General features: G+C 50.7%; 23 protein-coding genes and 1 tRNA gene. 11 read left to right on the forward strand and 13 right to left on the reverse strand.

Going from position 1 to position 26,058, the window contains the following annotated elements; genetic code table 11:
• Positions 1-43 precede the first annotated feature (43 nt).
• Positions 44-673 (reverse strand): 23S rRNA (uridine(2552)-2'-O)-methyltransferase RlmE, encoded by a 630-nt coding sequence (rlmE, locus tag EDI29_RS11335; RefSeq protein ID WP_107170110.1) that lies wholly within the window; start codon positions 671-673, stop codon positions 44-46.
• 143 nt (positions 674-816) lie between these two features.
• Here rlmE and yhbY point away from each other — a divergent pair, with 143 nt between their 5' ends.
• Positions 817-1,110 carry a ribosome assembly RNA-binding protein YhbY gene (yhbY, locus tag EDI29_RS11340; protein ID WP_107170111.1) on the forward strand — a complete coding sequence of 98 codons (294 nt, stop codon included), beginning with the start codon at positions 817-819 and terminating at the stop codon, positions 1,108-1,110.
• Between the two features lie 128 nt (positions 1,111-1,238).
• Here the strand turns inward: yhbY and greA are convergent, their stop codons facing one another.
• A complete protein-coding gene (gene greA, locus EDI29_RS11345) occupies positions 1,239-1,718 on the reverse strand; it encodes a transcription elongation factor GreA (protein ID WP_005971506.1) in 480 nt (159 codons plus the stop codon).
• A gap of 268 nt (positions 1,719-1,986) precedes the next feature.
• Between greA and dacB the strand changes: the two genes are divergently transcribed.
• Positions 1,987-3,420, forward strand: a complete 1,434-nt coding sequence (gene dacB, locus EDI29_RS11350) for a serine-type D-Ala-D-Ala carboxypeptidase (RefSeq protein WP_137741003.1) — start codon at positions 1,987-1,989, stop codon at positions 3,418-3,420.
• A 70-nt stretch (positions 3,421-3,490) separates the two neighbouring features.
• Here the strand turns inward: dacB and cgtA are convergent, their stop codons facing one another.
• The 4 genes from cgtA to rplU all read right to left on the reverse strand — a co-directional run bounded on the left by cgtA (position 3,491) and on the right by rplU (position 6,565).
• Positions 3,491-4,663, reverse strand: coding sequence for an Obg family GTPase CgtA (gene cgtA / locus EDI29_RS11355; protein WP_107170113.1), 1,173 nt, complete (start codon positions 4,661-4,663; stop codon positions 3,491-3,493).
• 261 nt (positions 4,664-4,924) lie between these two features.
• Complete coding sequence (locus tag EDI29_RS11360; RefSeq protein ID WP_137741004.1) at positions 4,925-5,887, reverse strand: DMT family transporter; 963 nt, start codon at positions 5,885-5,887, stop codon at positions 4,925-4,927.
• 89 nt (positions 5,888-5,976) lie between these two features.
• Complete coding sequence (rpmA, locus tag EDI29_RS11365) at positions 5,977-6,234, reverse strand: 50S ribosomal protein L27 (protein WP_005971498.1); 258 nt, start codon at positions 6,232-6,234, stop codon at positions 5,977-5,979.
• A gap of 19 nt (positions 6,235-6,253) precedes the next feature.
• Entirely contained in the window at positions 6,254-6,565 is a 312-nt protein-coding gene (gene rplU, locus EDI29_RS11370) for a 50S ribosomal protein L21 (protein ID WP_010283026.1), read from the reverse strand.
• Positions 6,566-6,821: 256 nt separating this feature from the next.
• On the opposite strand from rplU, the gene ispB reads away from it, so the two are divergent.
• Positions 6,822-7,793 (forward strand): octaprenyl diphosphate synthase, encoded by a 972-nt coding sequence (ispB, locus tag EDI29_RS11375; RefSeq protein ID WP_137741005.1) that lies wholly within the window; start codon positions 6,822-6,824, stop codon positions 7,791-7,793.
• A 79-nt stretch (positions 7,794-7,872) separates the two neighbouring features.
• Here the strand turns inward: ispB and EDI29_RS11380 are convergent, their stop codons facing one another.
• On the reverse strand, positions 7,873-8,247 hold the full coding sequence (locus EDI29_RS11380; protein ID WP_137741006.1) for a DNA-binding protein: 375 nt from the start codon (positions 8,245-8,247) through the stop codon (positions 7,873-7,875).
• 249 nt (positions 8,248-8,496) lie between these two features.
• Positions 8,497-8,883: a DNA-binding protein gene (locus EDI29_RS11385; RefSeq protein ID WP_137741007.1), complete on the reverse strand. Its 387-nt coding sequence runs from the start codon at positions 8,881-8,883 to the stop codon at positions 8,497-8,499.
• 188 nt (positions 8,884-9,071) lie between these two features.
• Here EDI29_RS11385 and EDI29_RS11390 point away from each other — a divergent pair, with 188 nt between their 5' ends.
• Positions 9,072-9,335: a helix-turn-helix domain-containing protein gene (locus EDI29_RS11390; protein ID WP_005971488.1), complete on the forward strand. Its 264-nt coding sequence runs from the start codon at positions 9,072-9,074 to the stop codon at positions 9,333-9,335.
• 69 nt (positions 9,336-9,404) lie between these two features.
• Here the strand turns inward: EDI29_RS11390 and mdh are convergent, their stop codons facing one another.
• Positions 9,405-10,343 (reverse strand): malate dehydrogenase, encoded by a 939-nt coding sequence (gene mdh / locus EDI29_RS11395; RefSeq protein WP_137741008.1) that lies wholly within the window; start codon positions 10,341-10,343, stop codon positions 9,405-9,407.
• 469 nt (positions 10,344-10,812) lie between these two features.
• Between mdh and argR the strand changes: the two genes are divergently transcribed.
• Positions 10,813-11,283 (forward strand): transcriptional regulator ArgR, encoded by a 471-nt coding sequence (gene argR, locus EDI29_RS11400; protein ID WP_012773258.1) that lies wholly within the window; start codon positions 10,813-10,815, stop codon positions 11,281-11,283.
• A gap of 68 nt (positions 11,284-11,351) precedes the next feature.
• Here argR and tsaD read toward each other — a convergent pair whose 3' ends face one another.
• Positions 11,352-12,365, reverse strand: a complete 1,014-nt coding sequence (gene tsaD, locus EDI29_RS11405; RefSeq protein ID WP_137741009.1) for a tRNA (adenosine(37)-N6)-threonylcarbamoyltransferase complex transferase subunit TsaD — start codon at positions 12,363-12,365, stop codon at positions 11,352-11,354.
• 227 nt (positions 12,366-12,592) lie between these two features.
• Here tsaD and rpsU point away from each other — a divergent pair, with 227 nt between their 5' ends.
• The 3 genes from rpsU (at position 12,593) to rpoD (ending at position 16,705) form a co-directional block, all read left to right on the forward strand.
• A complete protein-coding gene (gene rpsU / locus EDI29_RS11410) occupies positions 12,593-12,808 on the forward strand; it encodes a 30S ribosomal protein S21 (RefSeq protein WP_001144069.1) in 216 nt (71 codons plus the stop codon).
• A 152-nt stretch (positions 12,809-12,960) separates the two neighbouring features.
• On the forward strand, positions 12,961-14,715 hold the full coding sequence (dnaG, locus tag EDI29_RS11415; protein ID WP_137741010.1) for a DNA primase: 1,755 nt from the start codon (positions 12,961-12,963) through the stop codon (positions 14,713-14,715).
• A gap of 154 nt (positions 14,716-14,869) precedes the next feature.
• The gene (gene rpoD, locus EDI29_RS11420) at positions 14,870-16,705 is read left to right on the forward strand and encodes an RNA polymerase sigma factor RpoD (RefSeq protein WP_107170120.1); all 1,836 of its coding nucleotides are present in this window, start codon (positions 14,870-14,872) and stop codon (positions 16,703-16,705) included.
• Between the two features lie 82 nt (positions 16,706-16,787).
• On the opposite strand, the gene mug is transcribed toward rpoD, so the two are convergent.
• A complete protein-coding gene (gene mug / locus EDI29_RS11425; RefSeq protein ID WP_137741011.1) occupies positions 16,788-17,291 on the reverse strand; it encodes a G/U mismatch-specific DNA glycosylase in 504 nt (167 codons plus the stop codon).
• Between the two features lie 140 nt (positions 17,292-17,431).
• On the opposite strand from mug, the gene EDI29_RS11430 reads away from it, so the two are divergent.
• A tRNA-Ile gene (locus tag EDI29_RS11430) sits at positions 17,432-17,507 on the forward strand.
• A 102-nt stretch (positions 17,508-17,609) separates the two neighbouring features.
• Here EDI29_RS11430 and EDI29_RS11435 read toward each other — a convergent pair.
• Positions 17,610-18,512 carry a LysR family transcriptional regulator gene (locus EDI29_RS11435; protein ID WP_137741012.1) on the reverse strand — a complete coding sequence of 301 codons (903 nt, stop codon included), beginning with the start codon at positions 18,510-18,512 and terminating at the stop codon, positions 17,610-17,612.
• Positions 18,513-18,691: 179 nt separating this feature from the next.
• Between EDI29_RS11435 and EDI29_RS11440 the strand changes: the two genes are divergently transcribed.
• Entirely contained in the window at positions 18,692-19,456 is a 765-nt protein-coding gene (locus EDI29_RS11440; RefSeq protein WP_137741013.1) for a type 1 glutamine amidotransferase domain-containing protein, read from the forward strand.
• A 110-nt stretch (positions 19,457-19,566) separates the two neighbouring features.
• Here the strand turns inward: EDI29_RS11440 and EDI29_RS11445 are convergent, their stop codons facing one another.
• On the reverse strand, positions 19,567-23,793 hold the full coding sequence (locus EDI29_RS11445) for a sulfite reductase subunit alpha (protein WP_137741014.1): 4,227 nt from the start codon (positions 23,791-23,793) through the stop codon (positions 19,567-19,569).
• Between the two features lie 698 nt (positions 23,794-24,491).
• Here EDI29_RS11445 and EDI29_RS11455 point away from each other — a divergent pair.
• On the forward strand, positions 24,492-25,880 hold the full coding sequence (locus EDI29_RS11455) for a glycoside hydrolase family 1 protein (protein WP_137741015.1): 1,389 nt from the start codon (positions 24,492-24,494) through the stop codon (positions 25,878-25,880).
• The last annotated feature ends 178 nt before the right edge of the window (positions 25,881-26,058 follow it).

Below are 26,058 nucleotides of genomic sequence, written 5' to 3' on the forward strand. Positions count from 1 at the left end.
TTAACCTCATATTACAACTGTGTTAAAAAACAGCGTTAGGGTACTACAGTTTGCGCCCTGTCGCTACAATATACACCTCACGAGACCGGGCACGTGAGGCGTCTGGTTTACGAATTTTCACCTTCGTAAACAGGGAGCGAATTTCCCGCAGGTATTCATCAAAGCCTTCTCCCTGAAACACTTTCACCAGGAAACTTCCGCCTGGTGCTAATACATCTCGACACATACCAAGAGCTAATTCAACCAGATACATCGACTTCGGAATATCAACGGCTGGTGTACCACTCATGTTAGGGGCCATGTCAGACATCACCACCTGAACTTTGCTATCGCCAACCCTTTCGAGCAAGGCTTTGAGGACCTGTTCATCACGAAAGTCCCCTTGCAGGAAATCGACGCCAACAATCGGGTCCATCGGTAAAATATCACACGCGATGATTCGACCATTCCCACCAATTTGCGTGACCACATATTGCGACCAGCCTCCCGGTGCAGCGCCTAAATCTACAACCGTCATGCCAGGTTTAAACAGTTTGTCGCCCTGCTGTATTTCGTCAAGTTTAAACCAAGCACGTGAGCGCAGCCCTTTTTTCTGGGCCTGCTGCACATATTTATCGCTAAAGTGTTCCTGCAACCAGCGACTGGAACTTGCAGAACGCTTTTTATTCGCCATCGATTTTCCAACTATTCTCAGTAACACGCTCGTGGTGGGGAGAAACTTCTCACATATTACCAATCAGAACAGTCAAATTGGTTATAATCATGAGATGGCGGTAGAATGACCCGTTTTCAATCCCAACCTAAGTAAAAAAGACAATGAACCTAAGTAATAAACAAAAACAACACCTGAAAGGCTTGGCCCATCCGTTAAAACCGGTTGTCATGCTAGGCAATAACGGTCTCACCGAAGGTGTTCTGGCTGAGATCGAACAAGCATTATCACATCACGAACTGATCAAGATAAAAGTAGCGACAGAAGATCGCGAAACCAAAGCCTTGATTGTTGAAGCGATTGTTCGCGAAACAGGCGCCGCTAACGTTCAAGTTATTGGCCATACGCTGGTGCTCTACCGCCCAGCGAAAGAACGTAAAATTGTGTTACCACGATAACACTTTTTATTTCAGGATACTCGGTTTTAACGGAAAGGTGCCATGCCTCTCGGTTAGAGAAAAGGCCGCAAGCGGCCTTTTTCTTTTCTTTACAATTTTTGCTGTTTTAATCAACAATATGGCAAAATTTATAAATATTCGACCTTCAGAACTTCGTATTCCACATCGCCGCCCGGCGTACGAATGACCACGACATCATCTTGTTCTTTGCCAATCAGACCACGCGCGATTGGGGAGTTAACAGAAATCAGATTTTGCTTAAAATCCGCTTCGTCATCGCCAACAATCCGGTAGGTTTGCTCTTCATCGTTATCCAGATTCATCACCGTCACGGTTGCGCCAAAAATAACACGCCCGTTGTTTGCAGCCATTTTCGTGACATCGATAACCTGTGCGTTAGACAGTTTGGCTTCAATATCTTGAATACGCCCTTCACAAAAGCCCTGCTGCTCACGCGCAGCATGATATTCTGCATTTTCTTTCAGATCGCCATGCTCACGCGCTTCAGCAATCGCCGCAATAATTTCAGGCCGGCGTACAGATTTCAGGTGATCAAGCTCTTCGCGCAATTTTTCAGCACCGCGCAACGTCATCGGAAATTGTTTCATATTGTCTATACCTCTAAAAAAGTCTGTAAGACTCAAATAATCGTCATCCTGACGCGCTAAAAATCAAAGGCGACGGAGTCTCTGCAACGTGCCAGTCCTCACTGGACATAAAACAAAAGCAACCAGCCCCGGAACAAAATTTCCAGGCTAGCAGCGGTTTTGCATTTTGATACGTATTTTACCCCAGAGTTCAATGAGGGTCATCGTTTACTTTAGACCTTATTGCGCCGTAGTATGACCACACGTTACCCCGTTCTTAGCTGAGATTATGCGTTTTTCATCGATTGTTACCGGACTTGCCTGCGCTTTTGTTCTGCATGCCAATGCAGCTTCTGTTGAGGATCATCGTCAATATTTGCCAGACGGCGCCAATTTGGCGTTATTGGTACAGAAAGTTGGCGCAACAACACCCAGCATGGCCTTCAATAGCCAGCAAATGGCGCTTCCCGCCAGTACGCAAAAGGTGATAACTGCATTAGCTGCATTACTACAATTGGGTCCAGATTATCGATTCATCACCTCGATGGAAAGCCATGGCCCTGTCACCAGCGGAATTCTGAACGGTAACCTCATCGTACGGTTTGGCGGCGACCCAACCCTGAAACGCCAGCAAATACGGAATATGGTGCAGGAATTAAGGAAACGAGGAATACAGGAAATCGCAGGCGATGTGCTGATCGATACCTCCGTTTTTGCCAGTCACGATAAAGCACCTGGCTGGCCTTGGAACGACATGACACAGTGTTTCAGCGCCCCGCCGGCGGCGGCTATTGTCGATCGTAACTGTTTTTCCGTTTCGCTCTACAGCGCGCCTAAAGCGGGTGATAACGCATTCATCCGCGTTGCATCCTATTATCCAGTGCAAATGTTCAGCGAGGTGCGCACGCTGGCAAAAGGCTCTCCCGATGCGCAATACTGCGAACTGGATGTGATTCCCGGAGAATTAAATCGCTTTACGCTCACAGGCTGTCTGACTCAGCGTACAGAACCCCTTCCGCTGGCATTCGCTATTCAGGATGGAGCCAGCTATGCCGGCGCAATCGTTAAAGATGAATTACAGCAGGCAGATATCCGCATTAAAGGCAGCCTACGCCGACAGACGCAGCCTAGTGCCGCGGGAAGCGTGCTTGCCCAGACACAATCAGCGCCACTGCATGACCTTCTCACTATCATGCTAAAAAAATCCGACAACATGATTGCCGATACGGTCTTTCGCACCATTGGGCATGAACGCTTTAGTGTACCGGGAACGTGGCGTGCAGGTGCCGATGCTGTGCGCCAGATTCTGCGTCAGAAAGCAGGTGTAGATTTAGGAAACAGCATTGTTGTTGACGGTTCGGGTTTATCACGACACAACCTGATTTCACCGGAAACGATGATGCAGGTATTACAGTACATCGCGCAGCACGATAATGAGCTGAATTACATCACAATGCTTCCGCTTTCTGGCTATGACGGTACGTTACGTTACCGTGGCGGCCTGCACGAAGCGGGAGTTGATGGCAAGGTTTCGGCTAAAACAGGGGCCTTGCAGGGCGTATACAATCTGGCAGGTTTCATTACCACCGCGAGCGGCCAGCGTATGGCATTCGTTCAGTTCTTATCAGGCTACGCTGTTCCACCAGAAGACCAGCGCGCACGTCGCGTCCCTCTGGTGAGATTTGAAAGCCGCCTCTACAAAGACATTTATCAGAGCAACTAACATAAGAATACGGCCTTATCCTGTCAGGATAAGGCCGCGATAGACGAGAATTAACTAACAGAAGGAAGGATTACTTTTGATAGATAATCTCAACACCTTCATCATCTTCATCGTCCCAGTCATCATCCCACTCTTCTTCGGCTTCTTTTTCTACTTCAGCCAGTTGTTCACGGTGATAGTCATCCCACATGAACTCAACTTTTTCCGGCGCACTTTCGGCAATCGCCGTTATTTTCGGGTTGGCTTTCAGGAAGCTCATCACATCCCAGCAAAGTGGAGTAACGCCTTCACGGTTTGCCGCAGAAATTAGATAGTATTTGTCATCCCAACCAAGCGCGGCCGCAATCTCTTTGGCACGTTGTTCTGCTTCAGCCTTGTCGATCAAATCAACCTTATTGAAAACCAGCCAACGCGGTTTTTCTGCCAAACCCGCGCCATACTGCTCTAACTCGTTGATAATGATTTTGGCATTTTCAACCGGATCTGATTCATCGATCGGCGCCAGATCAACCAAATGCAGCAGTACGCGGCAACGTTCAAGGTGCTTCAGGAAACGAATCCCCAGCCCGGCGCCGTCGGATGCCCCTTCGATCAACCCAGGAATATCTGCCACAACAAAGCTCTGTTCGCTATCCATACGAACCACACCCAAGCTAGGTACCAGCGTGGTAAACGGATAGTCGGCCACTTTAGGCTTCGCCGCTGATACAGCACGGATAAAGGTCGATTTACCTGCATTAGGTAAACCAAGCATACCCACGTCAGCTAACAACAGCAGCTCCAGCGTCAGTTCACGTTCTTCGCCTTTCGTGCCGCTGGTTTTCTGACGAGGAGCACGGTTGACGGACGATTTAAAACGCGTGTTACCTAAACCGTGCCAGCCGCCTTTCGCCACCATCAGATTCTGCTGATGGCGTGTCATATCACCTAGCACCTCGCCGGTACCTTGATCCAGAACACGGGTACCAACAGGGACTTTAATTGTAATATCTTTACCGCGTTTACCGGTACAGTCGCGGCTTTGTCCATTTTGCCCCCGCTCAGCGCGGAAGGATTTTTCAAAACGATAGTCGATCAGCGTGTTCAGGTTTTCGTCTGCTAGCAGATAAACGTCACCGCCATCACCGCCGTCGCCACCATCTGGGCCACCGTTAGGAATATATTTTTCACGGCGAAAGCTAACACAACCGTTACCGCCATCGCCCGCCACAACGAGAATTGTGGCTTCATCTACAAACTTCATTGATTCTCTCCGCAAAAAACCAATAGAGAATATCTACGTGTTTTAGGCTTGTTATTGGTTCTCTTTGGCGTAACTTTTTGATTTTACGGCAGGTAGTATATTTCTACTTACCATTAAAAAACTGACGCACCAGAACGCATTCCAGCAAAGGAGCAGGATTGTACCTGCCTGCTCCAATAATTTCATCTGTATTAAAAATAAACAGTGCATGCTGTATGTCAAAAAATGCCTGTGATCCCACCGCAATACACTTTCTTTAATCTACTTTTGCGCCATCAATGGTGGCATGGGTTCTTTTTTCCCAGGAAGGAAACGATGCCCGATAGCGGAAAACATAGCGCCAGCAACCACGACAAAAGCGCCTACATAGCCAACCCAATTCAGCACTGGCGCAGCAAAAAAAGTCGGCCACCCTAACGCCAGTAAATCGGAAAACAGCAACGTAAACAGCGGTGTTAACGTAATGACCGCGCTAACCTGCGAAGCCTGCCAGCGTGCCATTGCCTCCGCCAGCGCGCCATAGCCAATTAATGTATTCGCACCGCAGAATAGCAGGCAGATAAGCTGCCACCCACTAAGTTGAAAAATAACGTCAGGCTTGGCAAAAGGCGTAATAAAGACAACACATAGAACATATAGCAGAAACAGAATCTGCTGCGATGTCAGACGCCGTAGCAGGACTTTCTGCGCCACACCATAGGATACCCATACTGCCGAGGCGCAAACACCCAACAATACGCCCAGCGTGTAGTCCGTTAACCGGGTAAAAATCTCAATCAGGCTGGTATTAAAGAACAGGATTAGGCCACAGATCAGCATGCTCGCCCCAATGATCTGCGTGCCGCGCATCTTTTCCTTCAGGATGAGTACGCTGGCGAACATCATTCCAACCGGGGAAAGCTGTCCAATAACCTGAGACGCCGTCGGACTCAGATATTGTAGGGATGAACTAAAGAAAACAAAATTGCCTAACAGCCCCGCCGTCGCAATCAGCAGCAGAACCCACCAACGCCGATGACGGAAAACCCGTATTGGGGGTAACTTCTTACGGGATGACAGAATAATGCCAAGCCCAATCGATGCGATAAGAAAGCGATACCAAACAATCGTATAAGGTTCCATCACCACCAGAACCTGTTTCATAGCTATCGGCAACGCCCCCCAACAAACAGCCGTGGTAAGCGCCAGACAAAGACCGATCCCCATCTGCTGTTTAGTATTCATACTTATCCAGGTGGTTTACTCAGAATCAGAATGTAAAAAGCCCCGCAAAGAATTGCGGGGCTTAAATCCGTAAGACCTAACGCGAAAAATTATTCAGCAACGATGCTGATAAATTTACGGTTTTTCGGGCCTTTAACTTCAAACTGAACTTTACCATCAGTCAAAGCAAACAGAGTATGATCTTTCCCGCAACCAACGTTAGTTCCTGCGTGGAATTTGGTGCCGCGTTGACGAACGATGATGTTGCCAGCCAGTACACTTTCGCCGCCAAAACGTTTTACGCCCAGACGTTGTGCGTTAGAATCACGACCGTTACGGGTTGAACCGCCAGCTTTCTTGTGTGCCATTTAATCCGCTCTCCTAATCTTAAGCGCTGATGCCGGTAATTTTCACGTCAGTGAACCACTGACGGTGGCCTGCTTGCTTACGGTAGTGTTTACGGCGACGGAACTTAACGATCTTCACTTTTTCGCCACGACCATGAGCAACAACTTCAGCTTTGATTTTACCGCCATCGACAAAAGGAACGCCGATTTTGATTTCTTCACCATTAGCAACCATCAGAACTTGGTCAAACTCAACGGCTTCACCAGTTGCGATGTCCAGCTTTTCCAAGCGAACGGTTTGCCCTTCGCTTACTCGGTGTTGTTTACCACCACTTTGGAAAACTGCGTACATATAAAACTCCGCTTTCCGCGCACCCGTTAATAGGTTTCAGAGCGCGCTATAAATATTCATAATAGGGCGCGAATTCTACGCAAAAATACTGAGGATGACAAGTGCATAATCAACGGATGTGAAGAAAAAGAATACAACGTATGAACTGCCGTTTATCTCTCTCATTTTTCAAGTACAATCGGCCTAATCAGTTCCATCTTGCCGATATGCAACAGCAATCTTACGGCAGTGTTGAAGACATACGTTGGCATAAACCATGAATCTAGAACAAGTTACAACATTAACCGCGCAGGATATGGCGGCTGTTAACAAAGTCATTCTTGAACAACTGAATTCCGACGTCGTTTTGATCAACCAGCTTGGGCATTACATCATCAGCGGTGGTGGAAAACGGATACGTCCGATGATCGCCGTGCTTGCAGCCAGAGCCCTCGCCTATGACGGTGATAAACATGTCACTGTCGCCGCACTGATCGAATTTATCCATACTGCAACCCTGCTGCATGATGATGTAGTAGACGAATCCGACATGCGCCGGGGTAAAGCGACGGCCAATGCAGCTTTTGGCAACGCGGCGAGCGTGCTGGTTGGAGATTTCATCTATACCCGCGCCTTCCAGATGATGACCAGCCTTGAATCGTTACGCGTGCTGGCGCTGATGTCAGAAGCGGTAAACGTGATTGCTGAAGGGGAAGTCTTGCAGTTAATGAATTGCAACGACCCGGATATCACGGAAGAGAGTTATATGCGCGTCATTTACAGCAAAACGGCACGTTTATTTGAAGCCGCAGCGCAGTCATCCTCTATCCTTGCAGGCGCGACGCCAGAGCAAGAAAAAGCACTTCAGGACTACGGTCGCTACCTAGGCACTGCGTTCCAATTAATTGACGATTTGCTGGATTACAGTGCAGACGGTAAAACGCTGGGCAAAAACACAGGCGATGACCTTAATGAAGGCAAACCAACGCTGCCACTGCTGCACGCCATGCGTAATGGTAATGCAGAACAGAGTTCGCTGATTCGCACTGCGATTGAAGAAGGAAACGGGCGCCATCTGCTGGAACCGGTTCTGGCCGCAATGCAGCAGTGCGGTTCACTCGATTATACGCGCCAGCGCGCAGAAGAAGAGGCGGATAAGGCGATCAGTGCGCTACAGTTACTACCGGAAACGCAGTATCGTATGGCACTTGAAGGGCTTGCCCACTTAGCCGTACAGCGCGATTTCTAACGTGGTGTTCGATTTTTCCTGACAACAATGTCGGTTCAGTCTACGTAGCGCTGCCTTGCAGCGCTACTTGCTCAACAAATTAGGCAGTTTGATCGATGGTGACATCATCCAATCGAGACAACATTGCTATTGTTCCTTCACGCAAGATGAAATTAATCAGTTGGGCACGTTCATCAACGGATAGCTGATGGAAAATATGCACCCATGATGACAGCAGGGTCGGCTCATTATCGATGCGATAATACTCTGTTGGCGGATTCTCCTTCACCAACAAAGAATTTCTGACTTCATTCGGCAAACTGCGAATAGAGTATTCGACGCCACGCCCTTGAACCCCTTTCCGCCGGCGCTTTTCCCAACCGTCGTCTCGTGCTCGTTTGTTCAGCCCCTGCGGTGACTTAGGCAATCCACCTACGCCAACCAGCTCACTTGTTGCAAACCATTCTTTGTCCATACTCGTCACTCCCTTGTTTGTTTTGAACAGGCATTACGTCAACTCGCCCAAAAGTTTCCATATAATAGACTATAATTACCTAAACCGCTAACTTTTACGCGTTATCGACACACCTAAGTAATAGAAGAAATGATTAAATCCAGCGCAATGCCAAAACATAGCGGCCAGAACAATGCTACAAAACAAAAGACAATTCAGACTCTTCTCTATCGCTAAGATGAGCGATCAGAGCACGTATTAATGTGTAAATCAGCCAATATCCATAGATGAGACAACGTCTCCATCTGATGGCGTAATACCCAACTGGCTCAGCGTAGTAGACACACCGACCCGCAGGATATAAGCAATTAACTCATCTCTTTCTTTTTCAGATAGTTGCTGATAGATCTGCATCCATACGGCCAGTGCCGCAGGCTGTCTCGCCGAGTAGGCGGAAGGCTCGATTTCGAGTAATAGGGACTTTCTTACCGTCTCCGGCAAGCTGTTAATTGAGTACTCCACTCCCCTTCCCTGGACGCCTTTACGGCGACGTTTCTCCCATCCATCCTCGCGGGCGCGCTTATTCAATCCTTGTCTTGATTTCGGAAGGCCGCCGACTCCAACCAATTCGCTGGTAGCAAACCACTCTTTTTTCATTGCCTTTCATCCTGATAGTGCCATCCCTAACAAAAACGCATTTATTTTGGAAATTAATTGAGAATTTTAAGGAAAATTAATGCTATATTATTTCCAAATAATAATGTCATGTTAGCTCGGCATATAACTAACATCCGTTATTTATACCACTAATCTACAGTCGTCTTATAGCAAATAAGGGAAGGATTATGATTTTAAGGAAACAAGACTGGCATCCCGCTGATATCATTGCTGCACTGCGCAAGAAAAATACGACGCTGGCGGCAGTATCGCGAGCGGCCGGATTAAGCTCATCTACACTAGCTAACGCGTTATCACGCCCTTGGCCCAAAGGGGAATGGCTTATCGCCGATGCGCTAAGTATTCACCCATCAGAGATTTGGCCCAGCCGATATTACAATCCAGAAACCAATGAGCTTATCGATAGAAAAAAACTCATCCGCCCCGATTAAAAAAGAAAAGCCGGAGATATCAATCTCCGGCTTTTTATTTAACGTCACGTACTACAAGAATCTCAATGATTAATTCTTGATGAACGTCTCGCCCAGCTCAATATCCTGCTTCAGCGTATCCAACATGCTGTTAAGCGCGTTTTGCTCAAAAGCGCTTAATGTGCCGATGTCTTTACGCTCAGCAACGCCATCTTTACCTAACAGAATCGGCTGCGCGAAGAAACGGGCATGTTTGCCATCACTCTCAACGTACGCACATTCCACCACACCGCTTTCGCCTTGCAGCGCACGAACCAGAGACAGACCAAAACGCGCAGCAGCCTGACCCATAGACAGCGTTGCCGATCCGCCACCGGCTTTGGCTTCAACCACCTCGGTGCCCGCATTCTGGATACGTTTGGTCAGATCGGCCACTTCCTGCTCGCTGAAGCTGATACCAGGAACCTGAGACAGCAGAGGCAGAATCGTCACACCAGAGTGTCCGCCGATAACCGGCACATTAATATCCTGCGGCTGTTTGCCTTTCAGCTCAGCAACGAACGTGTTGGAACGGATGATATCCAGCGTGGTGACGCCGAACAGTTTGTTTTTGTCATATACGCCAGCTTTTTTCAGCACTTCTGCCGCAATCGCAACGGTCGTGTTCACTGGGTTGGTGATGATACCGATACAGGCTTTCGGGCAAGTTACTGCAATTTGCTCAACCAGATTACGCACAATGCCAGCATTGACGTTGAACAGATCGGAACGATCCATACCAGGTTTACGTGCCACACCCGCGGAGATCAGCACGATATCTGCACCAACAAGCGCCGGTTTAGCATCTTCACCGCTATAGCCTTTGATCTTCACTGCTGTAGGAATATGGCTCAGATCGACGGCAACACCCGGGGTTACTGGGGCAATATCGTAAAGGGATAGTTCTGAACCTGAAGGAAGCTGGGTTTTGAGGAGGAGTGCGAGTGCCTGACCGATACCACCTGCTGCTCCGAGAACTGCAACTTTCATCCTAAACTCCTTATTATCATAAAATAAAAAAGTGCCGTGAATTCATTTGGTTATAAACAGAATATAAAAATGGGGATACAAGCAACCTACTTATCTTTCTACAAATGACATGAGAGACAAAAAATACGCTATGTCTCTAATAATAAATCAAAAACAGCCGTTCGTTTGAAAGGTAAGTAAAGTTAATAAGCTATTGAGCTATAACGCGGTGTTCATTCACGTGCGATTAACCTGTGCGCTACATTACACCGATCGATGGCGTCCAAACAACATCATTCTGATAACATTTGATTTACTTTTATGTGACGCAGGACGCATTTTTTGGACTACCCGAAAGTCGATTTTTTTTGAAAACAGCGACTAACGCATATCGAGTGAAAGGGACTGGAATTATACGCGATTTAATTGCATAAAAATTCACACAACTGCATAATAGGAAGATTAACCATAACAATTAATCCGGTGCAGAATGCGAAATTCGACAAAACAAGAAGACCTCGTTAAAGCGTTCAAAGCGCTGTTAAAGGAAGAGAAGTTCAGTTCTCAAAGTGAAATTGTTCAGGCATTGCAAGACGAAGGATTTGAAAACATCAACCAATCCAAGGTGTCACGCATGCTAACGAAATTTGGTGCCGTGCGCACACGCAATGCCAAAATGGAGATGGTGTATTGTCTTCCTGCCGAGCTCGGTGTCCCTACTACGTCCAGCCCGTTAAAGAACCTGGTGTTGGACGTAGACTACAACGACGCTGTCATCGTGATCCATACCAGCCCAGGAGCCGCGCAGCTCATCGCCCGCCTGCTAGATTCACTTGGGAAATCTGAAGGTATCCTTGGCACCATCGCGGGTGATGACACCATCTTCACCACGCCAGCCAGAGGCTTCAGCGTCAAACAACTTTACGAAGCAATTCTGGTGTTATTCGAACAAGAGCTGTAATTCACTCGTCTGGTGCCGCTTTTTACTACGTGTAGATCTGCTACACGTAGTGATTATCGCCCGAACACTCACACCGCGGGCAATTCAGCCAATGGCCAGCGTGGTCGAACAGATACGCCAAGCGTCTGGCTCGCGCCGTGAACCAAGCGAACGCTGCCCGCATAGGCAATCATCGCACCGTTATCTGTGCAAAACTCAGGACGCGCATAAAACACTTCACCACCGCGTTTCGCCATCACCTCACCTAGACGCTGACGCAGCGTCCGGTTTGCACTGACGCCTCCGGCCATAACCAGTCGTTTAAAACCTGTCTCATCCAGCGCACGACGACACTTGATGGCCAGCGTATCCACGACGGCATCTTCAAACGCACGTGCAATGTCGGCACGCGTTTGATCGTCATCACCGTTGCTACGAATCGTATTAGCAGCAAACGTTTTTAGCCCAGAGAAGCTGAAATCTAATCCCGGCCTATCGGTCATCGGGCGTGGAAACGTAAAGCGATGGGGATCGCCCGCCTGCGCCATTTTCGACAACATTGGCCCCCCCGGATAATCCAATCCCAGTAACTTGGCGGTTTTATCAAATGCTTCACCCGCCGCATCGTCAACCGACTCACCCAGCAAACGGTATTCGCCAATACCCGTCACGCTGATGAGCTGCGTATGACCGCCAGAAACCAGCAACGCAACGAAAGGAAATGCTGGTGGGTTATCTTCCAACATGGGTGCCAGCAAATGCCCTTCCATGTGGTGCACAGGAATCGCCGGCACGTCCCAAGAGAAAGCCAGAGCACGACCAACCGTCGCGCCCACCAATAATGCGCCGACTAAGCCAGGCCCGGCAGTATAAGCCACGCCATCAATATCACTGGCCTGTAACCCAGCTTCACGCAGCGCCGCCTGAATTAACGGCACCGTTTTACGCACGTGGTCACGTGAGGCAAGCTCGGGCACTACGCCACCGTAGTCAGCATGCAATTTGACCTGGCTGTATAATTGATTAGCGAGCAAACCGGTTACTGTGTCATAAATGGCTACACCAGTTTCATCACAGGATGTTTCGATACCCAATACGCGCATTACTGTTCCTACCTTGATGACGATACAAGCACGCGTTAAATGCCACTTGCTTCAAACTGTGGATAGTCTACCATAAGCGGCCTGATTTCTGCGCTGGCCTTGGTTGCGCGTTTTATGATCACCGCAATGCTTTACAAAGGCGTCACGTTTGCAGTAGAATTCCGCACCATTTTGAAAAGGCTGGCACAAGGCCAGCGGCAAACCGAATTTATTGAGGTGAGAGGCACATGCCGGTAATTAAAGTACGTGAAAACGAGCCGTTCGACGTAGCTCTGCGTCGCTTCAAACGTTCCTGTGAAAAAGCAGGCGTTCTGGCTGAAGTTCGTCGTCGTGAGTTTTATGAAAAACCAACGACCGAACGTAAGCGCGCTAAAGCTTCTGCAGTGAAACGTCACGCGAAGAAATTGGCTCGAGAAAACGCACGCCGCACTCGTCTGTATTAATTTTCAGGAGGGTTTCTCTCCTACGCGTGATTAATCCGCAGACTTAGCAGTTGCATACGAAGGCCGTGCTTTCCGAAAGGAAGCGCGGCTTGTTGTCGTTTATAAGCTATATCCGATGTAACCACGTTACAGAAGGTATACACCAGGGGCTTATGGCTGGACGAATCCCACGCGTATTTATTAATGACCTGCTGGCTCGCACCGACATCGTCGATCTCATTGACGCGCGCGTCAAACTGAAAAAGCAGGGCAAGAACTACCATGCGTGTTGTCCGTTCCATCACGAAAAAACCCCCTCATTCACCGTAAACGGTGACAAACAGTTCTATCACTGTTTTGGCTGTGGCGCACACGGCAACGCCATAGACTTTTTGATGAATTACGATCGCCTCGAATTCGTTGAAACCATTGAAGAACTGGCAACCCAATATGGCCTTGAAGTGCCTTATGAAACTGGCACTGGCCCAACTCAGTTAGAGCGACACCAACGGCAAAGTCTGTACGAATTGATGGGGCAGCTTAGCGGGTTTTATCAGCAAGCACTCACACAGTCGGTTGGTACGCCAGCGTTACAGTATCTGCAACAGCGCGGTTTAAGCGCAGACGTCATCAGCCATTTTGCGATTGGCTTCGCACCGCCCGGCTGGGATAACGTTTTAAAACGCTTTGGTCGAAATAATGACGACCGCAGCACATTGAACGATGCCGGCATGCTGGTGACTAACGATCAGGGCAGAACGTATGACCGCTTCCGCGAGCGCGTAATGTTCCCTATCCGCGACAAACGGGGTCGAGTTATTGCCTTTGGCGGACGTGTATTAGGCGACGGTACACCAAAGTATCTCAACTCGCCGGAAACAGAGATTTTTCATAAAGGTCGCCAATTATACGGCCTGTATGAAGCGCAGCAGAGCCACACCGATCTCAAGCGACTATTGGTTGTTGAGGGCTATATGGATGTGGTGGCACTGGCGCAGTTTGGTATTGATTATGCGGTGGCTTCGTTGGGGACTTCCACGACCGCCGATCATATTCAGTTACTATTTCGCGCCACCGATCTGGTGGTGTGTTGTTACGACGGAGACCGTGCCGGACGCGAAGCGGCATGGCGCGCGCTGGAAACTGCGCTACCCTATTTGAACGATGGTCGTCAGCTACGCTTTATGTTCCTGCCGGACGGTGAAGACCCCGACACGCTGGTACGTAAAGAGGGCAAAGTCGCCTTTGAGCAGCGCATGGAACAGGCTCTGCCGCTGTCGCAGTTCCTGTTCGAGACACTGCAACAGCAGGTGGATATGAGTTCACCCGACGGCCGAACCAAGCTCAGCACGCTGGTGCTGCCGCTAATAGGTCAGGTGCCGGGAGAAACGCTGCGGCTGTATTTACGCCAGCAGCTCGGTAACAAACTAGGGATTTTGGACGACAGCCAGTTGGACAGACTGCTACCTAAAGTGGCTGAGCAGACTCAATCCTACCAGCCACCGCAACTAAAAGTCACAACTATGCGTATACTTGTAGGACTTTTAGTACAAAACCCAAGACTGGCGACAGAAGTTCCTGACCTCGCGCTGGAAGGCATCGAAGAAGACAAAGTGGCTGGTTTATCGCTGTTTCAGGATTTGGTGAAAACCTGCAACGCCAGCCCAGGAATGAATATGGGTCTGCTGTTGGAAAAATATCGCGACAGCAAATACCGTAAACAGCTTGAAACCATGGCTTCATGGAACCATATGATCGTAGAGGAAGAGCTCGACGAGAAGTTCAGAATCAGTCTGGCAGAGCTCTACGATCAGCTGTTGAAACAGCGACAAGAAACATTGATAGCCCGTGACAGAACGCATGGGCTCAACGCCAAAGAAAAAAAAGAGCTTTGGTCGTTGCAACTGGCGTTGACCAGAAAACACTGATACAGAGGCTTAATTGCCGATAAATAGCAGGGTCGAGCCCTGCAAAGAGCCGCTACAGGGGCTGCGGCGATAATAAAAATACCCCTAATGCTATTGTTAGCGAACTACGCTGACCGACACCAACCCAAATACTCTGAAGTGTGGATACCGTCTTATGGAGCAAAACCCGCAGTCACAGCTAAAGCTGCTTGTCACCCGTGGTAAGGAGCAAGGCTACCTGACCTATGCTGAGGTCAATGACCATCTGCCGGAAGATATCATCGACTCGGATCAGATCGAAGATATCATCCAGATGATTAACGACATGGGCATCCAGGTGATGGAAGAAGCACCGGATGCTGACGATCTGTTGCTGGCCGAAAACACCAATGATGCCGATGAAGATGCGGCAGAGGCTGCTGCGCAGGTTCTATCCAGTGTTGAATCGGAAATTGGTCGTACTACCGATCCGGTTCGCATGTACATGCGTGAAATGGGTACCGTTGAGCTGTTAACACGTGAAGGCGAGATCGATATCGCCAAGCGTATTGAAGACGGTATCAACCAGGTTCAGTGCTCTGTTGCCGAGTATCCTGAAGCTATTACCTACTTGTTGGAACAATACGATCGCGTCGAAGCGGGCGAAAGCCGTCTGTCCGATCTGATCACTGGTTTCGTTGATCCTAATGCGGAAGAGGACATCGCCCCTACCGCGACTCACGTTGGCTCTGAGCTTTCAAGCGAAGAAATGGACGATGACGACGAGGAAGAAGACGACGAGGAAGAAGAAGACGACAACAGTATCGATCCTGAACTGGCGCGTGAAAAGTTCACCGAACTGCGTGAGCAATACGAGACGACCCGTCAGGTAATCAAAGAACACGGCCGCAGTCATGCGCTGGCAGCACAGGAAATTCTGAACCTGTCTGAAGTGTTCAAGCAGTTCCGTCTGGTGCCGAAACAGTTCGATTTCCTGGTTAACAGCATGCGTTCCATGATGGATCGCGTCCGTACTCAGGAACGTTTGATCATCAAACTGTGCGTTGAACAGTGCAAAATGCCGAAGAAAAACTTCGTCACGATGTTCACTGGCAATGAAACCAACAACACTTGGTTTGCCGCAGCAGTGGCAATGGGCAAACCTTGGTCTGAAAAGCTGAATGATGTTGAAGAAGACGTCACCCGTAGCCTGCAAAAATTGCAGCAGATCGAAGAAGAAACCGGTCTGACGATCGAGCAGGTTAAAGACATCAACCGCCGTATGTCGATTGGTGAAGCAAAAGCACGTCGCGCCAAGAAAGAAATGGTGGAAGCCAACCTGCGTCTGGTTATTTCTATCGCGAAGAAATACACCAACCGTGGTTTGCAGTTCCTCGACCTGATTCAGGAAGGCAACATCGGTCTGATGAAAGCGGTAGATAAGTTCGAATATCGCCGTGGTTACAAATTCTCGACCTATGCGACCTGGTGGATTCGTCAGGCGATCACCCGTTCTATCGCCGATCAGGCGCGTACCATCCGTATTCCGGTACACATGATTGAGACGATCAACAAACTGAATCGTATCTCTCGTCAAATGTTGCAGGAAATGGGTCGCGAGCCGACGCCGGAAGAGCTGGCTGAGCGTATGCTGATGCCGGAAGACAAGATCCGTAAAGTGCTGAAAATCGCGAAAGAGCCGATTTCAATGGAAACCCCAATTGGTGATGATGAAGACTCACATCTGGGCGATTTCATCGAGGATACGACGCTGGAGCTACCGCTGGATTCCGCCACGTCGGAAAGCCTGCGTTCAGCGACACACGACGTACTGGCTGGTTTGACTGCACGTGAAGCGAAAGTCCTGCGTATGCGTTTCGGTATCGATATGAACACCGACCATACGCTGGAAGAAGTCGGCAAACAGTTTGACGTTACGCGTGAGCGTATCCGTCAGATCGAAGCAAAAGCGCTGCGTAAACTGCGTCACCCAAGCCGTTCTGAAGTGCTGCGTAGCTTCCTGGATGATTAATTCATCCCTTAGCTAATCCACACGCTAGATGACCCCGGTTCGCCGGGGTTATTTTTTATCTATCAGAATCCTCAGCCTGGATTTATGTATTACTCTGCAACGTCTGATGTAGCTCCTGATACGACGCCACCAGCGACTCTAACGTCGCACGGTTCAGCCCGCTAGGATTCGGCAACACCCAAACCTGCGTCTCACCAATACGCCGCTCCTGACGCCCCCATGAGACCTTTTTGATACCAAACGCCTGACTGAACGCTTGCTTCCCTAGCACGGCCAGCGTACGCGGTTGATAGCGTTCTATCTTCTCAACAATCGCATTCCCGCCTTGCAGCAATTCATCTCGCCCCAGCTCGGTTGCCTCGACCGTTGGTCGCTCCACCAACATGGTGATGCCGCATCTGGTATCCAGCAGATGCTGTTCTTCCGCAGGTGTCAACAAGCGTTCGGTAAAACCCGCCTGATGAATCACTTTCCAGAAGCGATTACTGGGGTTCGCGAAGTGATAACCGTGATGTGCCGTCGACAGCCCGGGGTTAATACCGCAGAAAACAACCTGAAGATTCATGGCCAGAATATCGGTAATCATATCTTTCCCTACCGCAATTGACTGAGCCTATCGTAAATTCTGATAGGAATAACAACAAGCTATCTTGAGTATAAAATCACCACCCGGTAGATAGGCTATAGACCTTCCCCCATACATTACCGTATAATCACCGCCCATCCGGCCCCTTAGCTCAGTGGTTAGAGCAGGCGACTCATAATCGCTTGGTCGCTGGTTCAAGTCCAGCAGGGGCCACCAAATTCAAGGAGTTGCGTTAACAGCGCAGCTCCTTTATTTTTGGGCGTCGGTTTATGTTTATCAGGAAGAAGCGGAATGGAATGGAAAAGCAAAACAGCCTATTCACGTCTTAATAACCTGTGAACACACCTCGATAAACGCACGCAATTTAGGTTGATTCCTCGCAGCTCTTGAGAAATAAAGAAAGAGGCCGTCATTTCCCGGCGAGAGATCGAGTAACGCCGCTTCCAGCGTGCCATTTGCCAGTTCACGTGAGGTATGGAAAGTGGATGAGTAAATAAGCCCAACACCCCTGACCGCGAGGCTACGCATTAACTCACCATCGTTCACGGTAATTGTACCGGTCGGCTCAACTCTTACACTTTCTTTATTTTCGACAAACTCCCACCGATAAATATCTCCCTTTTCTGGGCGACGAAAGCGAATACATTCGTGATGCACCAGATCGCACGTCGCTTTAGGCTTACCGTTCGCTTTGAAATAGTCTGGCGAACCAAATACCGCCCACTTAAATGGCGGGGAGAGCCGTACTGCAATCATATCCTGTTCGATGTATGAACCGATCATAATGCCAGCATCGTAGCCTTCGGAGACGAAATTATCGTGACGATTACTCACCGTGATATCGATATTCAAATTCGGCCACGCCTGACGAAATGCAGGTATGAGGGGCTCGATAACATGAGGCAATGCCAAACGTTCTACGATCAGCTTCAACGTCCCCGAGGGCTTTTTTGCCGATTGAGCCACATCTTCAAAACCCGTTGCGATAACGTGTGCCGCGGGCCCAATTCTCAGCAGCAGGTCTTCTCCTGCTTCCGTCAATGCCATTTTGCGTGTCGTGCGATGGAAAAGTAGCACGCCGAGGCGATGCTCCAGTTTCTGGAGCGACAGACTCACCGAACCCGGCGTCTTGCCCAGATCGAGCGCGGCTTTGCGAATGCTCAATCGTTTCGCTATCGCCAGAAATTCTGCCAGTCCATCAAAGCTATCAGATTGCCCCATCAGGGTTCCTCATCGTCATGCGATACCAGGATCATTCAACGCACTTTACGACATTTTATCACGCCAATACAAAGTTATTACATCGATTTATTAAACAATGCATCCCGTTATTACCCCCTGTTTTCAACCAGTTATCACAGATATAGTCGGCAGACATCACCTGCTGAAAGGAGTTTTTTATGTCAATAATAAAACGTTGTGCTGGTCTTATCGCCGCGATGGCTGTGTTTGCCGCAGCCTCCCCTGTTTTTGCTCAGGCCAATCTGAAAGAAGAGAAGATACTGATCGTCGTCTCCAGTCTGGATAAAAAGACGCCTGACCTCGTCGGTGGCTTCTGGTTTCCAGAACTGACTCACCCGGTTGAAGTCTTCGACAAAACCGGACTGGATTACGACATTGCCAGCCCGAAAGGAGGATTGCCTCCGTTCGACGGGTTCGATCTCAAAGATCGCGCGAGTCTGGATTTTTGGACTAACCCAGAGCACCGCAACAAATTGGCCAATTCCATCCCGCTGGCAAACGTTGATCCTGCTAAATACACCGCGATCCTGCTCGTCGGCGGACACGGGCCAATGTGGGATTTCGTCAACAATCCTGAGCTGATCAACATCGTGCGTACGATGTACGAGAAAAATGACATCATCAGTGCCGTTTGCCACGGCCCAGCTGGCTTGCTGAATGTGAAGCTCAGCAATGGCGAACTGTTGATTAAAGGCCGTCACCTTACCGGCTTTACTGCGGAAGAAGAAGCGTCCCGTAATTACGACAAGATTGTTCCGTTTGAACTTGAAGCGGCGCTGAAAAAGGACGGCGCAACATTCGAAGAAGCCCCAATCTTCGAAAATAAAGTCGTCGTTGACGGGCGATTGATCACCGGCCAGAACCCAGCATCCGCTCAAGCGCTTGGCGAAGCCGTCGTCAATGCGCTGAAAACGAAGGCGTAATCACCGCATCATCAGTTGCGTTAGGTGGTAAAACACCTAACGCATCAACCTTAGAAAGGACGTCGCACATCAGGCGGTGCGCCTGATACCAGCAAAAGCCACTGGCAAACTCAGTACACATCGCGGACATAGCGTTTGTCCTGTGCCATTTTGGCAATATAGGACGCCGCATCTTCACGGCTCATGTTCCCGTGAACCTGCACAACCTGCCGAAGCGCCGAGTCCACATCTTTCGCCATGCGGCTGGCATCACCACACACGTAGAAATGCGCGCCCTTCTCTAACCAGCGCCATAGCTCAGCCCCCTGCTCACACATACGGTGCTGAACATAAATTTTCTCACGTTGGTCACGCGAAAAAGCCGTATCAAACCGATGCAGGTAACCCTCGCGTTGCAGTTTCTCCAACTCTTCACGATAGTAAAAATCTGTCGCGGCACGCTGCTCGCCAAAGAACAGCCAATTTTTACCTTGCACCCCTGTCGCCCGTCGCTCTTGCAGAAAAGCCCGGAAAGGTGCGATCCCCGTGCCCGCCCCAACCATGATGATTGGCGTATCTGGGTGTTTTGGCGTACGAAAATGCGCTGATTTTTGGATGAAGATAGGCACGGCAACCGACCCTGCTGCGCGGTCAGCCAGAAACGTTGAACACACGCCGCCACGCGGTTTACCCTCAGCACCATAGCGCACCGTCGACACGGTCAGATGGATCTGGTGCGGCGTGACTTTCGGGCTGGACGAAATCGAGTACAAACGCGGCTGCATACGTTTAAGCACGCGCAACCATTCGTCAGCCTGAACCTGTATCGGAAAATCCTGTAGCAAATCGACAATCTGCCGTCCCCACAGCCACTGTTTGAGCTCTTCTTTACGTTCCTCTTTCAGCAGGTCGGCCAGCGCAGCATGACCCGAGCGTGCGCTGACAAACTGCAAGATCTCCGGCGTGATGCGGGCAATCTCGAAATGCTGGGATAACGCCTCAGCAAGCGCCATATCACCCTTATCTTTGACGGTCACGACGGTAGAAGGCGAGAGTTTGAGGGCAGAAAGCATATCGCTCACCAGTTCAGGGCTGTTAGTCGGCCAGATGCCAAGCGCGTCCCCCGCTTCGTAGCTCACATCGCTGCCTGAAATATCAAAGGCGAATTGCCGGGTTTCTTTTTCCGCTCCCGGCGCATTAAGCAACTGGTTGATGACAAGGCGTGCAGGCAGAGGCGCATTTCGACTAAAGGTAGGCACCGAAGCTGCTGGTGTCATCGTGCATGCTTCATTTCCGTCAGCCAGTACCGCCGTTGCGGGCGTAGCAACCTTGCTTGCCATTGGCGTATGCGCTCCCGCGAGGGCGTTGACCATGCTGTCTAACCAGGCTTTCGCCGCATCCTGATAGTCAGGCTCACAGTCGATTCGTGCTGACAGACGCTGCGCACCCAGCGCCTCCAGCCGTGCATCGAGCCGACGGCCAAAACCGCAAAACTGATCGTAGTTTGAATCACCGAATGCCAGTACAGAGAACGACACGTCCGCCAGTCTGGGTGCAGTCTCCGCCTCTAATGCCGTCCAGAAAGTGGTGCCATTGTCAGGAGGGTCGCCGTCGCCAAACGTGCTGGCGATGAAGAGCACACGCGGCATCGCAGGCAGATTAGCACTGTTGAAACTGTCCATATCGGACAGGGTAACGGTATGCCCTTCAGCCTTCAGACGTTCGGCGCACTGTGCCGCGAAACCTTCCGCATTGCCAGTCGACGACGCCCATAAAATCAAAATAGGGGGTTGTGATGGCACAGTTGCAGCCACCACATTGGGAGAAGAAGCGGGTAGCAACGTTATACCGTCACTGGGTAGCCAGGTGCGGGCAAAAAGCCCTGCCAGCATTCCGTCGAGCATCAAGCGTCTGGAGGGTTCCAGTGGTGCCGTGGCGGGCAGTACAGGCACACCACCAGCCAGCCTCGATGCGTCAGTACGCAGGGCCGCAATATAACCTTGCAGATAGTGTTGTTCGGGCGCACTGAGTGTCATCGCTGGCGCGGCATCAAGGCCAAGTAGCGTGGCCAGCGCATCAATGTGTTTCATGTCGAGTTCCTTGATGTCGTTTTTCGGCGTACTCGCCTCGGCCTGTTCCGATACGGGAACAGCCGCTGGGCGGCTCTCTCGCTCAGGAGAAATCCGCGCTGAGGGTTCAGCGATCCGCGTCAGCGCCACCGCAGAGATCTTGAATTCAGGCTGCTGGGAAATCGGATCAATGGCATCGCTGGTGACGGCGTTAATCGCCAGATCGTCACCAAAGACGTCATTCCAGTGAAAGGGAGCAAAGCAGTTACCGGGGCGAACCCGATTGGTCACCACGGCGGGGAGTACCGCACGCCCACGACGCGACCGGACTTCCACACGATCCTTATCCTGAATACCGAGCGCAATGGCATCTTCGGGATGCACTTCGATAAACGGCCCAGGATTGAGCTTGTTGAGCGTCGGAATTTTTCCGGTTTTCGTCATCGTGTGCCACTGGTGCTGTAAGCGGCCGGTATTCAGCACAAACTGAAAGTCATCATCCGGCATTTCGGCGGGCGACATATGCGGTCGAGGGAGGAATATTCCTTTACCGCTTTCGGTCGCAAAAACGAGGCGTGGCTGGGTGCCGTCCGGCAGGTCTTTACGCGTCTGGCTCACGCCGTCATTGAGGTAGCGAATGGGATGACGGTCTTGGTTATCCTCAGGAGGACAGGGCCACTGTAAGGGAGCCTGCCGTAAGCGTTCATAGCTGGCACCACGAATGTCGTATCCCGTCTTCGGGTTCCAGAACTGTTTGATTTCTTCAAACACCTCGGATGCCGAGCCGTAGCTAAATCCTTGCTCATAGCCCATCTCGCAGGCGACGCTGGCGATGATTTGCCAATCGGCCATCGCCTCACCGGGCGGTTCAACGGCCTTTTGCATCAGCGTCAAATTTCGCTCGGAGTTAATCATCACGCCTTCAGCCTCAGCCCACAGTGCGCCGGGCAGCAGGATATCGGCATAGCGGTTGGTCTCGGTATCGAGAAACGCATCTTGTGTGATAACCAGTTCGGCGGCTTGTAGCCCCACGATCACATTCTTGCGGTTGGGAACCGTAGCCACCGGATTCGTACAGATGATCCAGCACGCTTTGATCTTGCCCGCCATCATGTCTTCAAACATGGCGACGGTGCCGCCACCGAGATCCGTGCGCAGCGTTCCAGCAGGAACACCCCAGAGTGCCTCAATGGCTGCCCGATCCTTCTCCACCAGCACAGAACGTTGCCCTGGTAATCCCATCCCCATATAGCCCATTTCACGCCCGCCCATCGCATTGGGCTGCCCCGTCAGGGAAAACGGGCCGCTTCCCGTGCGACAAATCGCGCCAGTGGCTAAATGCAGGTTGCAGATCGCATTAGTATTCCAGGTGCCATGCGTGCTTTGGTTAAGCCCCATCGTCCAGCAACTCATCCACTCCGCCGCCGTACCAATCCACTCCGCCGCCTTGCGGATGTCCGCCTCTGGCAGCCCGGTGATCTCCGCGACTTTCTCTGGGGGATAGTCTTCAAGGAATTCAGGCATCGCCTCCCACCCTTCGGTGAACTCGGCGATAAAAGCGGGATCGGTGTGTCCATTCTGGACAAGCAGATACAGCAGGCCGTTGAGCAGAGCCAAATCCGTGCCGGGCTTGATTGGCAGGAACAGGTTCGCTTTGTCCGCCGTAGTATTACGCCGTGGGTCAACCACGATGAGCTTAGCCCCTGCCTTGACGCGGTCCATCATGCGCAGGAAAAGAATGGGATGGCAGTCGGCCATGTTCGCGCCAATGACGAAAAAGACATCGGCGTGGTCAAAGTCTTGATAGGAGCCCGGTGGCCCGTCCGATCCCAAAGAGAGCTTGTAGCCGCTACCCGCACTGGCCATACACAGACGGGAGTTTGACTCTATGTTATTCGTACCGATAAAACCCTTAACGAGCTTATTCGCCAGATATTGGGATTCCAGCGACATCTGACCGGAGACGTAAAGCGACACCGCATCGGGGCCGTGGGTATCAATAATAGCCCGTAACCGTCGCGCGGTTTCCTTGATGGCTTTCCCCATATCAACTCTGACCGATTCGTGCTGACGATCTGCACGCAGGTAGGCATTCTCCAGCCGTCCTGATTCAGCAAGAGCCTGACCACTGGTGTTGCCCTTGGTACACAGTCGACCAAAGTTGGTGGGATGCGTCTTGTCACCTGATACCTTGATCACACGATTATCTTTTACTTCCATCACCACACCGCAACCGACCCCACAGTAAGGGCAAACACTCTTTACACACGCTGAGGATTTGGCATCCATGACTGACTCCCGTAAGGACTGAGTTGCAACAGCCGCGCAAAACAAGGGCTGCACCGGGCGAATTCAGGCATAAAAAATTTCCGGGAGAAATTTTTAACGTTGCGTTAGCAACGGCCCATAAGGGTGGCAGCCAAGGATGGCACGCCATAAAAAAACGTCCACAGAACCCTGCTCTCGCCTTGATGCGAAAAGCATGATTGTGTGGACGCCATTGTCCTAACCGAGGCTTTGCTCACCGTTGAGGCAAAGCGACGGAATCGCTATAAGGTTGAGAAGCAAGTTGCGTGCCACCGTTATGCACAGCCAGATATAACGTGGGAGAGGGGAAGCTAGGGCATTTTTTTCCGCGTAGCTGCATCACGGTGGTGCAGAATCGGAGGGCAGCCGTTCACTTCTGGTTCATCTGCTGCTTCACGTGATTTATTGTGGCCGGTAGATCATTACTGAGCGCTCTACCGACTTAATAGAGATGTCGTGACCGAAGTCACATAACCAAACGGGGGCATTGCCGCAGAGATTCAGGATTGTATAGTGTACTAACAAGACGTTACCGCCAATGGCGGGCGAGACTTGGGCAGAGGTGAGTAGCACTACTCTCTTCTGCCCAAGTTTTTTTTTGCCTGTCATCCGGTAGTTCCCTGTGCGGAACCTGCGTCCGGCGCAGCGTAATGATGTAGAAAACGATGAGGAGAAATACCATGAAAGCATTCCCCGACGGATTTTTATGGGGCGGTTCAGTTGCAGCAAACCAGGTAGAAGGCGCATGGAATGAAGACGGTAAAGGCGTATCCACCTCCGATCTTCAGCTAAAGGGCGTGCATGGTCCGGTGACAGAGCGCGATGAGAACACTAGCTGCATCAAAGATCGGGCCATCGATTTTTATCATCAATACCCGCAGGATATTCAGCTGTTCGCCGAAATGGGGTTCAAGGTGTTGCGCACCTCCATCGCCTGGACGCGGATTTATCCCGAAGGCGACGAAGCAGAGCCGTGTGAAGCCGGTTTGGCCTTCTATGATCGCCTGTTCGATGAAATGGCAAAGCATCAGATCCAGCCGCTGATTACGCTGTCGCACTATGAAATGCCGTACGGCCTGGTGAAAAAGCTGGGAGGCTGGGGCAACCGCGCCGTCATCGACCATTTTGAGAAGTATGCACGTACCGTTTTCAGCCGCTACAAAGACAAAGTGAAGCACTGGCTGACCTTCAATGAAATCAACATGGCGCTGCACTCACCTTTTACGGGCATCGGGCTGAGCGGCGAGCCTACGAAGCAAGAGATTTATCAGGCTATCCACCACCAGTTGGTTGCCAGCGCACGCGCGGTAAAAGCCTGCCACGAGATCATCCCGGATGCCAAAATTGGCAACATGCTGCTGGGCGCGGTGCGCTATCCCATGACCTGCCACCCGAAAGATGTGCTGGAAGCGCAGAGCAAGAACCGTGAATGGCTGTTCTTCGGTGATGTCCAGGTGCGCGGCACCTATCCGGCCTGGATTCAGCGCTATTTCCGGGAAAATGGCGTCGAACTCACCGTAACCGCACAGGACAAAGACGACCTGAGCCACACCGTCGACTTTGTCTCGTTCAGCTATTACATGAGCGGCTGTGCGACCTTCGAGCCGGAAAAATATCAATCTTCACGCGGCAATATCATCCGCCTGATTCCTAACCCGCACCTTGAAGCGTCCGAATGGGGCTGGCAGATCGACCCCGAAGGCCTGCGCTTCCTGCTAAATGAGCTGTATGACCGCTATCAGAAGCCGCTATTCATCGTGGAAAACGGGCTGGGTGCACGCGACGTGGTGGAAGAGGACGGCAGCATTCACGACAGCTACCGCATTGATTACCTGCGTCGCCATCTGATTCAGGTTCGTGAAGCCATTGACGATGGCGTCGAATTGCTGGGCTACACCAGTTGGGGGCCAATCGATCTGGTCAGCGCAGGCACGGCGCAGATGTCAAAACGCTACGGCTTTATTCATGTCGATCGCGATGATGAAGGCAAAGGCACGCTGGAACGTCGGCGCAAAGACAGCTTCTACTGGTATCAGGATGTGATTAACAGCAACGGGAAGTCGTTGTAACGAGATAGAGAATCAAACGATAGAAAAAATCAGACGGCGTGTTCATACATCGCCGTCTGATTTATTGCAGTGGATTATTTATCCATTAATTCTTTCAGCAGCGGCTCACTCTTTTTCACCGCGTCGTTGGAGGCTTTCACCTTCGCTTCTTTACCGACCTGATCGGGGATAAACCCAG

This window comes from Pectobacterium polonicum, from assembly GCF_005497185.1.
GTDB lineage: Bacteria > Pseudomonadota > Gammaproteobacteria > Enterobacterales > Enterobacteriaceae > Pectobacterium > Pectobacterium polonicum.